Genomic DNA, 13014 nt, shown 5'->3' with positions numbered 1-13014 from the left:
TTGTACTAATGACAGATAATACTTACCTTGTGTGGGCATTGTGTTGCAACCCAATTGTTAACCTTAATAATTAATATCTATCTAATGTTTGTATTTAAAAAATACCAAACGGCTGTAATTTTCAGTTGTCTGGTTTTTGCAACTTCCATGGCTTCGGCGCAGTCTGATAGCCGGCCTAAGCGTATCATTCAGCCGCTTGCATTTCAGCAGGTAAAAATAAACGATGGTTTTTGGAGCCCCAAAATGAAGGTATGGACAACCCAAACCGTATACGATGTTTTTGATAAACTGGAAGGGAAATATGAACCCGATCGTCCGGATATTATTGCCGAAAAAGCAAAGCTTGGCCGTACCCGCAACGCGTTTCTGAACTTTGACATGGTTGCACAGGGTAAAAAGAATACCGGTAATCATGACGGCCCGCCATGGTACGATGGCCTGGTTTACGAAACAATCCGCGGAGCCGCTGACTTGCTCGCGGAGCATCCTGATCCCGCACTGGAGAAAAAAATAGACGGCTACATAGATCGCGTTGCCGCCGCGCAAAATGCCGATCCGGATGGTTATATCAATACATACACCACACTTGTACGCCCGGATAAACGTTGGGGTACCAATGGTGGCGATGATAAATGGCAGCATGATATTTACAATTCGGGCATGCTGATGGAAGTCGCGGTGCATTACTATCGTGCTACCGGCAAAACTAAACTTCTTAATGTGGCTGTTAAACTCAGCAATTACATTTGTACGCAGATAGGGCCAGCGCCCAAAAGCAATGTTATCCCCGGTCATGGTGGACCTGAAGAGGCGTTGCTGAAACTGTACCAGCTTTTTAAAGAACAGCCTTCGTTAAAAAACAAGATAACCGCCCCGGTTAAGGAAGAGGAATATCTGGCCATGGTGAAATTCTGGATTAATGACAGGGGCAATTATGGCGAAGCGGACGGTAGCCATGCCCGTAAAAGCGATAGTTCCTACAACCAGGACCACATGCCTGTAATACAACAAAAAACCATTGAAGGGCATGCTGTAAGGGCAACCTTGCTTGCAACCGGCGTTACAGCTACCGCTATGGAAACCGGCAACGCCGCGTATGCCAATACCTCCGTTAACTACTGGAAGAATATGACCGGCAAAAGAATGTTTATTACCGGAGGTGAAGGTGCCATTGCCGATGGTGAACGCTTTGGAAAGGATTATTTCCTGCCCGAATCGGCCTATCTGGAAACCTGCGCATCCATTAGTGCCGGTTTCTTTAGCCAGCGGATGAACGAGATGGAAGCCGATGGTAAATACATGGATGAGTTTGAGCGTATCATTTATAACAATTTCCTTTCGGGCATATCGCTAAACGGACAGCAGTATTTTTATGAAAACCCGCTTGTGGGCAACGGCAACAAGCGCTGGGCCTGGCATGATTGCCCTTGCTGCCCGCCAATGATGCTTAAAATGGCCGGAGCTTTGCCTCAATACATTTATGGATATGATGGTAGCGATGTTTATGTAAACCTGTTTATAGGCAGCGACGCATCGCTGAAAATAAAGGGCGAAGATGTGTTGATCAAACAAACCACCGGTTATCCATGGAAAGGGAATGTAAGGTTAGAAGTTAATCCAGAAGGCGCTAAAACTTTTGCCATGAAAGTAAGGATCCCCGGCTGGGCCGAAGGGAAAGAAAATCCGTTTGATCTGTATTCATCGAATTTAAATGGGAAACCAACACTAAAGGTGAATGGTAAAACTATACCTGTTGATCCGCAAAATGGCTATTTAACTATAAGCAGAGCATGGAAAAAGGGCGATGTCGTTGAATTACAATTGCCGATGACCCCACGACTGATAGCAGCCAATGATTCTGTGCAAACCATCAAAAATAAACTGGCCATTGCATCGGGTCCTGTCATTTACGCTTTTGAAACCGTAGATAACCCTGCCCTGAAAAATTATACCCTGAATCCTAACGCAGGTTTGAAACTAAGCTATAAACCGGAGTTACTTAACGGTGTAAACGTTGTTACAGGTAACGTAAGGAATAGCGACGGTAAGCAGATAAGCATAACCGCGGTACCTTTTTATACCTTAGGTAACAGGCAACCCGGCTCTCCTTATGAAGTTTGGATCAGGAAAGACGGTAATCAATAAACAGCTCTTTAAACAAGACCTCTTAATTTTAGATCTTCTACATCGATGAGAAAATATTTTATCTGTTTAGCTGTGTTAGCCAGCTGTTTCAACCTACTTACCTTTAATGCCTGTAGTCAAACTGCGCAATTGGCGGCAGGTGTTCAGAAAGTGACTTCAGGAACAATTGATAAGTTTACGCCCTACAGCTTTTGTAGCGAACAGCCCATGAGCGCGGCTTTAAACGAGTTGCCTGCCGGAAAGCTGCCTTTTAGTATCGACGATATCAAAATAAAGATTAATGACAGGGGAGTAGTGGTGGAAGTGCCCTTAGATGACACCGAGCAACTGTACGGATTTGGGATGCAGATAGGCTCGTTTAATCAACGGGGATTAAAAAAACGCCCTATTGTTAATGATAACCCATTGAATGATCTGGGCTACACGCACGGCCCCACAACCTTTTACGTTTCAAGCAAAGGGTATGGTGTTTTAATCAATACTTCGCGTTACGCTACTTTTTATTGTGGCAATACCTCCAAGCTTAATAAAAGCAAAAACGACGGCAAAGAAAGTAACGGCGGTAATTCGGTTGAGGAATTATATAAAAGCGATAATAAAGCTTCGGGATCTGTAACGGTTGATATTCCCGGCGCCAAAGGGATTGAGGTGTTTGTTTTTGATGGACCCGATTTGAAAACCGCGGTACAGCGTTATAACCTGTTTTCGGGCGGAGGGGCCTTTCCTGCCATATGGGGGCTGGGAGTAAAGTATCGCGTTAAGGCAGATTTTAACCAATACCAGGTAGATAAAATGGCTGCTTACTTTCGTGATAATCATATCCCCTGCGATGTTCTGGGGCTGGAGCCGCGTTGGCAAACCGCTTCCTACTCATGCTCTTACGTATGGAACAAAAGCTTTTTCCCTACGCCCAATGAATTTATTGATTCCATGAAAAACAAGGGTTTTCATATCAACCTGTGGGAGCATGCCTTTGTGTCGCCCAAATCGCCGTTATATGAACCTTTAAAAAATAAGGCAGGTAATTACCTGGTTTGGAATGGTCTTGTTCCTGATTTCGCCGATACCTCAGCAAGTAACCTCTTTGCCAATTATCACAGGCAGACTTTTGTGCAACCGGGAATTTCGGGTTTTAAAATGGATGAGTGTGACAACTCAAACATCGCTTTTGGTAGCGGGGCCTGGAGCTTTCCTGAACTTAGCCAGTTTCCATCAGGTATTGATGGCGAGCAAATGCACCAGCTTTTTGGTTTGCTATATCAAAAAACGATCTATAGCATTTATAAAAAATTAAATCAACGCACTTATTTGGATGTTCGGGCTTCAAATGCCTTCGCTTCATCGTATCCGGCAGCTTTATACAGCGATACTTACCTGCATGACGAATATATCCGCATGATCCTTAACTCCGGTTTTGCAGGTATGATCTGGTCGCCGGAGGTGCGTGAATCTAATTCTATTAAAGATTTTATACGTCGCAGTCAAACGGCGGTGCTTTCGGCACAAACGTTGTATAATTCATGGTACCTGCAAAACCCACCCTGGCTACAGATCAACAGGGAAAAGAATAACAAAGGCGAACTGATGGACAATGCTAAAGAAGTTGAAGGAGATATCCGTAAACTGCTAAACTTTAGGATGAGCCTGGTCCCATACCTTTACAATGCCTTTGCCGATTATCATTTTAAAGGCATCCCGCCATTCAGGGCTTTGGTAATGGATTATCCGCAGGATAAAAACACGTTCAACTTATCAGATGAGTACATGGTCGGCAACGATATCCTGGCGGCTCCCTTAACCGAAAAGATGGATGAGCGCCAGGTTTATTTGCCCGAAGGTATATGGTATGATTATAATACCAATCAAAAGTACGACGGAGGCAAATCTTATACCATAAAACCCAGCCTTACTCAACTGCCTATATTCATTAAAGCCGGAACCATTTTGCCGCTGGCTAAACCGGTAGAGTTTGTTGCGCCCAATACCAAATTTGAAATTACCTGTTATGTATACGGGAATGGAAACAAGGCTTCTTTATTTGAAGATGACGGCCTGACTTTCAATTATGAAAACGATGCCTACAATACCGTAAACCTTGTTTGGAGTAAAGGCAAAGGAGAGGTTAAGCGCACAGGCAAATTCAAAAGCAGCAGGTATATCATTAAAAACTGGAAAGTGATTAACTAAGAGGTACTGACAACAAAAAGGGCTTGCACATTTCTGTGCAAGCCCTTTTTGTTGTCATCGTTTACGTTTATTTACGCTCCTTTTTGTTTCAATTTATCAAGCACCCGATTCCCTACCTTATTCCCCTGGATAATGCCATTGTCAATAGCATCCATAAAGTGGATTCCTCCCCAGAACCTGGATATAGCGGCTTCCTTAGCCGCCTGGGTAAAGGATGTAAAATGCCTTGGCGGTATACCGTAGCCTATTTCAACGTTATCGGTATACTTAAAATTATCGCCAAAATAGTGTGTGAGGATCACTGCCGATGCTGATGAAACTACCGAATGCCCGCTGATATATTCGGGAAAGGGAGGCGTTTGCAGTAAAGGTTTCCAATGCGGATCAATGTATTGGCGGATAGCGGTTTCGGGCCGGATGCGGTTGGTGCGATATTTATCGTCCCAGCAACAAATAAACGCGTCGGTTAAGCCTATAGCAACTACGGTATTTACCTCCAAAGCTTTTGAAAAGCTTGCTTTAGTTTGCTTGCAGGCAATATTGGTGATGCCCATCCAGTGTGCTCCCGGCGAGATTTTCTTTAAGCCAATGAGCATGTGCCCATCATTTTGAACCGCGAAAGGGTTACAATCCCAGAAGTTGGCGATGTCTTTTTCCTCCTGTTTTAAACCATCACCACTTTTAGTATAGCTCAATTGCAGGAACTTATAAAAAGTTGAATTTTTATCGGTAGAAAAAGAAATAGGCGGATCAGGCACAAATTGCGCCGCCGAATCGAGCGTAAATGGACGTACCGTATTAAAATAAGGTTCAACAGGCAGCATATAGGCAGGAGGGGTGAGGTCCCAGCTGCCGGGCGTATGCTTAAGTTTATAACGCGGGTAGTTGTTTATCTTCCGGTACCCATCGGCTTTAGCATAAGCCAGGATCTTTTTGCTGATGAATTTGGCATAGCTTTTTGAACTGTCAATCATTTCATCGCTAAAGCCAATTTTGCGGCAGGAATCTAAAAACGTGCCTTCGTTTTTAAGCATCAGGCTGCCTGATGGCTGAAGCTTTCCGGCGGTTTCGTACATGGCCAGTATCGCGCTTAGCTGGCTGTTATAGCCCGAAATTTGTTTGGGTGCAGCGATAGCAGGATAGTCATTCAGGATACCGTGCATGCTTTTAACCTGCTTATCGTTTTGTGATAAAACTTCATAACCGGCTAAACAGGTGTACGCAAAAAAACGGCATGCCAAAGGCGGATTGGTTACATCGTGGATCATTACATCGGCCATCTGACCAATCACCTTGCTAACATCACCGTTCCCTAATGGTTGGGGAGGGGTTTTATGGCAGCCTGTTATAACTAAACCAAGCAATGCTATAGATAAATACTTTTTCATGATTTGATTACTGTGGTTTATAAGCTTTCAGTTTGCCTTTATCCATGCTGAACAGCAGGGCATCGTTTAATGGCAGCACGCCCCTTACATCGCCTTTTAAGCTAAAGCCCGATTGCTGTTGGTTAACGTAACTATAACCGCCTTTTCCATCACCCTTAAGCAACACCCCGTAATTTGCATCGTACTTACCAAAGCGGATACGGGCATGGTTCATATTGCCGCAAAGTAACAGGTCGTTTTTGCCATCATGGTCATAGTCAAGCGTGGTTATGGTATAAACCGGGCTGTATTGCGCCTGGATTGGAAGGGTGGCTTCATGCAGTTTGCCTTGCCCGTTGCTTATAAAAAGGGTAGTAGCAAGATGATTGGCGCTCAGTTTTTTTACGCCCTGCAATTCTTCCGGGGTAAATATTTTATCCACCGTAGCGTCGGCATAGCTTTTATAATCGGGGAAACGGGTACGCATCATACTCATCTGATCCAGCATTTCATCGCGTGTTACATAAGGGTAACTTGTATGCTGAATGTAAAAGCAAAGAATAGGATCAACCGAGCCATTATCATCAAAATCTTTGTATAGTAATTCGGCTGGCTCAGTGTCACTGGCTTTGCATTGGGTGTTTAAGCCAAGGTTTCCGGCAACAATATCCGGATGCCCGTCATGGTTTATATCACTTACCTGGATACAGTTCCACCAGCCGGTATATTTTTTATCAAAGTATTTGGTAGTGGCATCGCTAAGTTTACCGTTGCTGTTTTCAAAAACGGTTAATGGCATCCATTCGCCGGCAACTATTAAATCGGGCTTTTTATCGCCATTCATATCAACCCAGGCAGCATCGGTCACCATGCCTATGTTTTTCAGCGTAGGACTATAAGCAGCAGTTTGATTGCTGAATTTTCCTTTACCATCGTTTATCAAAATATAACTTTCGGGTGTTTCGGGATATTGCCCCGGAATTACCCTGCCACCTACAAAAAGATCGGCAAAGCCATCGCCATTGATATCAGCCACTTTTACGCAGCTTTTGCTGCTTGCCATTTTGGGCAGAGCGTCTTTAGCTTTCGTGAAGTTTCCTTTGCCATCGTTAAGGTATAGCCTGTCCTGCAATAAAGCATCGTCAGGTTTATAGTCGGCATATCCGCCCGAGCAAACATACAAGTCGGGTTTGCCGTCATTATTCGCGTCGAAGAACACAACGGCGGCATCGGTACTTTTCTTATCGGCTTCAAAAGCAGCCGTTGTCTTGGCTATAAATTTGCCATCCTTCTGCTGCAAGTATAAAACTCCTGCTTTGTCGTCATGCCCGCCAACATACACATCCTCCAAGCCGTCGCCATTTACATCGGCTTTGGCCAAAACGGAGCCGGAGAATGAAATAGAGTTAATCAGCAGCGGCTGCCTTTTAAAATCATTAGTGGTATTATCGCTTTCGGCAGATGCTATAGGCGATGGGATTTCTTTAAACAGCGGTTTTACAGGTTGAGACGCTGGATTGGTACCTTTAGCATCTTGCTCGTTCAACGTGATCTGTTTATCGGCTTTTACATTGGTAAGCAGTTGTGAGCCGCCACGCTGCCAGGTAATCCTTAATGAATCTATCTTTTTATCCTTGCCCAAACCAAAATGCAATACAGGCGATACACTGGACTGGAAACCACGTGTTGGCATTTGCTCAAGGTACTGCCGTTTGCCGCCATTGTATATGGAAACTTTAGCACCAATACCTTGTGTATTACCGCCTGCACCTTTCAGGCTGATAGCTAAGTAATGGTTGCTGTTTTGTTTGGCTGTCTGGTTTTCATAAACAAAGGCTGGCTGATTGATATTGTTTACTACCAGGTCAAGGTCGCCATCATTATCCAGATCCACGTAGGCGGCGCCGTTACTGTTTGACGGCAGCGTTATTCCCCATTGCTGGCTGACATTTGCAAAAGTAGTATTGCCGTTATTTTTAAACAGGTAGCTTTTAACCTGCGATGAAGGCATCTGGTTTACGATATTTAACAGGTCTTGCCGCATAACGCGTCTGTCTTTCAGGTTATCGCCCATAAACTTTAAAAAGTCCATGTTGGTATAATCACGTGTGTAGCCGTTGCTTACAAACAGGTCTTTCCAGCCATCGTTATCATAATCGGCAAAGAGGGGTGACCAACTCCAGTCGGTATTAGAAACACCAGCCAGCTGACCAACCTCGCTGAAAGTATTATCACCGTTGTTGATCTGCATCATGTTGCGCATGTACTGGTAATAAAAGCCAACCCGCAGGTTTAAGTCAAACGCCTCATAATTGTCAATACCGAACAGCAGTTTTTGGCGCTTATTATCTTCTGGCAGCATATCCAGGGTATAAATATCCGGTTTGCCATCGTTGTTGATATCGGTAACGTCGTTCCCCATCGAGTAAAACGAAGTATGCCCAATCTGCTTCTGTAATTCGTCGGTAAACGCGCCTTTAGTATTATTGATATACAATCTGTCGGGTACGCTATAATCATTGGATACATAAATATCCGGCCATCCGTCGCCGTTGATATCGGCGATACCTGCAGCCAGACCGTAGGATAAAGGATTATTAACTATCCCGGCGTTAGTAGTGATATCCGTAAAACGGTTATTGTCATTTCTTAAAAGGCGAATCCCCGATTCGGCATCTCTTTTAGCAGATACATCCTTAACATAAATATCATCGATGATACTGATCCTCGCTGGGTTATGGTTAACCAGTAACAAGTCCAGATCGCCGTCGCGGTCGTAATCAAAAAAGTAGGCTTGCGTACTGAATGATGGGAAATCAAGGCCATATTCGGCAGTCATGTCTTTAAATATAGGATTGCCATTGGCATCGTTACCCTGGTTTATAAATAGCTGGTTAATTCGTTTTTCGGCCCTTACTTTTCCCGAATAGCAAAGGTAGAGGTCGAGTTTGCCGTCGCCGTTAACATCAGCCATAGTTACCCCGGTTTTCCAGGGGCCCGGGCGACCAGCTACGCCGGCTTCTTCAGTAATATCCTTGAACTGCATATGGCCCTGATTCAGGTATAGTTTATTGTCGGTCATGTTGCCGGTAAAATAAACATCAGGCAGTCCGTCGCCATTCAAGTCGCCGGTGGCTACACCACCGCCGTTATAAAAATATTCGTACATCAATACGTTGGTATTGAGGCCCTCGGTTAAAGTATTGGCAAAGTCAATGTGCGTTTGCTCCTGCGGGAGCAGTTTAAACAGTGGTTGGGTAGAATCAGTACCAGGCTCATGGCTACACCCGGCGGACATTACAAGGGTACACAATCCCCCCAATATTAAAAAAGTTCTGTTTTTTTGCTTTTTAAGAGATAGAGAGCGCCGGAATATCTTCATTTTGGTTTAACTACGGTTACGGCAATTGGGGCCGTTAAATTTGTTGTCAAGATAACAATTATTCGGAGTTTTATATAGGTTGGGAGATTAGTTCTGAAATACTTTTCAGAGATTCATTTAATCTTCACTATTACTGCCCGTGAGCAGAATCTGATGTTATTGTGCTGAATGATAGCACTAAATAAAAGTTTGCTTGTTGGTTTTCTGAAAAAAGACTTAACAACAAATCCTCAAGAATTTTATAAAAAAGAACAACAGGTAAATAAATATGTATAATTTGGCAATATCCTAAATCAATTTAGCAAGTAATTTGCAACGATAACAAAACCTATCAATGAACCAACCAATTAAAACCCTGCTCAGTTTAACTTTACTAATTATTTTCAAAGTAAACGCGCTACTCGGCCAAACCCAATCAGTTTACACCAGGTATGTAAATACTTTTATAGGTACCGCACCACTTAATGATCCTAAAATCCTGGGATACGAGTTGCCCAAAGGATGGCGGTCATGGGCCGGACTTACCTTTCCGGGTAGTTCATTGCCAAATGCCATGGTGCAGTTAAGTCCTATGACGGCTTATGGTTCGGGCGCGGGTTACCAGTATGAGGACTCGGTTATTTATGGCTTTACGCATACCAATAAAGGGCACTGGAATTTGTGTAATATCCCGATTTTGCCGGTATCAAATCCGCAGGGAAACAAATTCGGGTCAAGGTTTTCGCATAAAAAAGAAAGCTCGGCACCGGGGTTTTACCAGGTATATCTTGAAGATTACCAGGTAAATGTGAGCCTGACCTCGACCCTAAGGAGCGGTTACCATAAATATGAGTTTAAGAATAACATCAACAGGCAAATCCTTTTTGATCTGGGCAAAGCCAACAGCAGGGTATCAACCTGGCGTATAGAACAGGTAGGCCCGAACGCTGTACAAGGTTTTCAGGGCGGCGAAAACGTTTATTTTTATGCCGAACTAAACACCAAAATAAACAAATTAGAAAAGACCGAGGAAGGGCAACGTAGCGGATATGCGATGCTGTATTTAGCTGATGGAGGTTCAACCCCTGTTGAACTTAAAATCGGGCTCTCATTTGTAAGCGAGAAAAACGCTAAAGAGAACCTGGAGAAAGAGATAGGGAATAAAAGCTTTGATGTTATCCGTAACGAGGCGACTCAGACCTGGGAGAAGTTATTGTCCAACATACAGGTTAACGGCGGAACCGAAAAGCAAAAACGCATGTTTTATTCCTGCCTGTACCGTTCGTTTTTGTGGCCTGCATTACGCAGCGACGTAAACGGCGAATTTACCGATGCCAAAAGAAACGTAGTAAAAACAGGGGCGAGGTACTATACCGAACCATCGTTATGGGATACTTACCGGAATAAAGACGTGCTGCTGGGTTTGATTACGCCCGATGTAACGCTTGATGTTATTAAATCATTAAAGGATGTTGGCGATAAAACCGGTTTCATCCCAACGTTTTTCCACGGTGATCATGGTGCTTCGTCCATCGCGGGAGCTTACCTGAGGGGGATTGATAATTTTGATGTTGAAGGCACTTATAAATTGTTGCTAAGAAACGCCAATGTTGAAGGCGGTGCGCGTCCGTACATCACCGAGTATATCCAGAAAGGATATATCTCTGATCCAGACATTGCCAAACCCGAGGTGGAAACCAAAGCCAAAGCAGGCGTTTCAAAAACACTGGAATACTCATATGATGATTATTCGGTAGCACAGATAGCCAAAAAATTAGGTGATACCGCCAATTACCGCATTTTGATGGCGCGTTCAAAAAACTATAAAAACATGTTTGACCCATCTACCCGGTTTATGCGGGGCAGGTTGGAAAACGGCGAATGGATCAGGAACTTTGACCCTCAGCATCCGTATTATGAATACATGTACCGCGAAGCTAATGCCTGGCAGGTATCGTTCTTCGCGCCGCATGATATGCCGGGGCTGATCAAACTTTACGGCGGGCCAAAAGGATTCGAATCAAAGCTTGATTCGTTATTTACCCTGCCATGGAACCCTAATTATATTGCCCGAAACGTAGAAACTATGATAGGTCAGTATTGCCAGGGTAACCAACCCGATCATGAGGCGCCGTTCGCTTATATTTTTATTAATAAGCCGGCAAAATCCCAAAAAATACTCGATTATATTTTGAACAACCTTTATGGCATTGGCGACGAGGGACTGGAACTCAGCGGGATGGACGACGCCGGTGAAATGTCGTCGTGGTATGTTTTCAGTGCATTGGGTTTATATCCGTTTTCGGCAACCGATCCAAAATATATTGTTACCGCCCCGCTGTTTGATGAAGTGAAATGGACTACCAGCAACGGCAAAACTTTAACTATCAGCAAACCGGGAAAGGGCAGGGTTGTTACCTCGGTAAAAGTAAACGGAAAGGTTAATAACGGATATTTTGTATCGCATGATTTGTTTAAAACAGGCGGTAAAATATCAATAGCTACAAACTAAAAAAACGACTTTTCAAGGCCATAGCCCCGTTATTGTATTTGGTAACGAGATTGTGGCCTTGAAAAGTTAATAGTGCCTGATTTTACCGGAGAACTGTTTTTGATTTGTCGGCAACATGCCTTAATATTGTGCGTTCTTTCATGAACATCAATCTAAATGAGCAGGAAAACGGTAAATATCTTGATATTGAGTGTCGGAGTGCTCATGCTTCTGATCCGGCCTTATCTGGTTTACCAACTAACAGGCTATGAAAACAAAGGCAAAAATCCTGTTAAAACCATCCTGCTACAACGACTGATTAAGAAGAAAGATGATCACTATGAGCATTCTGAAAACTCAGCGGTCGAAATCCAAACCAGGAAGATTAATTTTAAAGTCCCGGTAAAGCCGGTTCCATTTTTGCGTCTCCGCAACTTAGTGTCAGCTTCTTATTTTAATTCAAACATCTCCGTTAACAAAGCGGACTTTACATTGCTCGTTAGGCCAGGAAAATATCTTTTAAATTTCTTATCCTGTTTTCGTATCTGATTAGTAGCTTATGATTATTGCCTGCTTATCAGATTGTACATGTTGTGCGATACCACAGCAATGCTTTTTCTGTTTGCAAAAAATTGATTTTTAAAAGCTTACTACATGAAAACAATATTTTTTACTTTTCTTTTTCTTGCTACGCTTGCAATTGCACATGCACAGCAATCAATGACATGGCCGGATAACAAAAAGGCAGCCATTATCCTTACTTATGATGATGCTTTGCCCTCGCAATTGAAAAATGCTGTACCTGAACTTAAAAAAGAGAAATTGACAGCTACTTTCTTCCTGACAAGTGATATCGACAGTACGTCGATACCCCAATGGCGAAACCTTGCTAAAAAGGGCTATGAGTTGGGTAACCACACTGTGTTTCACCCTTGCGCAGGAACGGATGACAACCCTGTTCCTTCTGATCATTATACCGCTTACCAGATCATTCGGGAGATTGAGGTAATGGACAGGTTTTTATACGCTGTAGATGGAAAAACCAAGAGGACATTCGCCTATCCATGTGCCGAAACTATTGTGGGTGGGAAGGATTATGTAGATTCTCTGCGGAAATATACCTTGGTTAAATATGCCCGGGACGGTGGCGACTCAACAGCTTTTATAACTGAATTTAATCATCTTGATCCTTTCCGCGTACCTTCTTATGGATTAGAAGGTGGCGAGACCGGGGCTCAGCTTATTGCTTTTGTAAAAAAAGTGCAGCAAAGCGGTGGTTTGGGTATAATAATGATTCATGGCGTAGGCGGCGATTATATCACCATCTCTGCCGAAGCCCATAATGAGCTTATCCAATATCTGAAAGCTAACCGAAAAGAGATCTGGATCCCCACTTTTCAGCAGGGTATGGATTACGTGAACAAACAAATTCCTTTAAAAGCACAAAAACTATAATAACAAAC

At 43.5% G+C, this 13014-nt stretch carries 6 protein-coding genes; 4 read left to right on the top strand and 2 right to left on the bottom strand.

The window, feature by feature from the left end; genetic code table 11:
• Positions 1 to 84 precede the first annotated feature (84 nt).
• Positions 85 to 2145: a glycoside hydrolase family 127 protein gene (locus tag EAH55_RS26740; RefSeq protein ID WP_121812352.1), complete on the top strand. Its 2061-nt coding sequence runs from the start codon at positions 85 to 87 to the stop codon at positions 2143 to 2145.
• A 45-nt stretch (positions 2146 to 2190) separates the two neighbouring features.
• Positions 2191 to 4332: a glycoside hydrolase family 31 protein gene (locus EAH55_RS26735; protein WP_121812351.1), complete on the top strand. Its 2142-nt coding sequence runs from the start codon at positions 2191 to 2193 to the stop codon at positions 4330 to 4332.
• Positions 4333 to 4403: 71 nt separating this feature from the next.
• On the opposite strand, the gene EAH55_RS26730 is transcribed toward EAH55_RS26735, so the two are convergent.
• Together EAH55_RS26730 and EAH55_RS26725 are read right to left on the bottom strand one after the other, a co-directional pair.
• Positions 4404 to 5720, bottom strand: a complete 1317-nt coding sequence (locus tag EAH55_RS26730) for a vanadium-dependent haloperoxidase (RefSeq protein ID WP_208644946.1) — start codon at positions 5718 to 5720, stop codon at positions 4404 to 4406.
• 7 nt (positions 5721 to 5727) lie between these two features.
• A complete protein-coding gene (locus EAH55_RS26725; protein WP_121812350.1) occupies positions 5728 to 8997 on the bottom strand; it encodes a VCBS repeat-containing protein in 3270 nt (1089 codons plus the stop codon).
• A 418-nt stretch (positions 8998 to 9415) separates the two neighbouring features.
• On the opposite strand from EAH55_RS26725, the gene EAH55_RS26720 reads away from it, so the two are divergent.
• Both EAH55_RS26720 and EAH55_RS26710 read left to right on the top strand, forming a co-directional pair.
• Complete coding sequence (locus EAH55_RS26720; RefSeq protein ID WP_121812349.1) at positions 9416 to 11572, top strand: GH92 family glycosyl hydrolase; 2157 nt, start codon at positions 9416 to 9418, stop codon at positions 11570 to 11572.
• 633 nt (positions 11573 to 12205) lie between these two features.
• Complete coding sequence (locus EAH55_RS26710) at positions 12206 to 13006, top strand: polysaccharide deacetylase family protein (RefSeq protein WP_121812347.1); 801 nt, start codon at positions 12206 to 12208, stop codon at positions 13004 to 13006.
• The last annotated feature ends 8 nt before the right edge of the window (positions 13007 to 13014 follow it).

This window comes from Mucilaginibacter kameinonensis (assembly GCF_003675385.1).
In the GTDB taxonomy this organism is placed as follows: Bacteria; Bacteroidota; Bacteroidia; order Sphingobacteriales; family Sphingobacteriaceae; genus Mucilaginibacter; species Mucilaginibacter kameinonensis.
The sequence above is the reverse complement of the archived record's forward strand: the minus strand, read 5'-3'. Positions and strand labels throughout refer to the sequence as shown.

Bases quoted from the DNA above. Each gene is read 5' to 3' on its own strand.
- EAH55_RS26710 (WP_121812347.1), top strand. From the start codon at position 12,206: ATGAAAACAATATTTTTTACTTTTCTTTTTCTTGCTACGCTTGCAATT.
- EAH55_RS26720 (WP_121812349.1), top strand. From the start codon at position 9,416: ATGAACCAACCAATTAAAACCCTGCTCAGTTTAACTTTACTAATTATT.
- EAH55_RS26725 (WP_121812350.1), bottom strand. From the start codon at position 8,997: ATGTCCGCCGGGTGTAGCCATGAGCCTGGTACTGATTCTACCCAACCA.
- EAH55_RS26735 (WP_121812351.1), top strand. From the start codon at position 2,191: ATGAGAAAATATTTTATCTGTTTAGCTGTGTTAGCCAGCTGTTTCAAC.
- EAH55_RS26730 (WP_208644946.1), bottom strand. From the start codon at position 5,720: ATGAAAAAGTATTTATCTATAGCATTGCTTGGTTTAGTTATAACAGGC.
- EAH55_RS26740 (WP_121812352.1), top strand. From the start codon at position 85: ATGTTTGTATTTAAAAAATACCAAACGGCTGTAATTTTCAGTTGTCTG.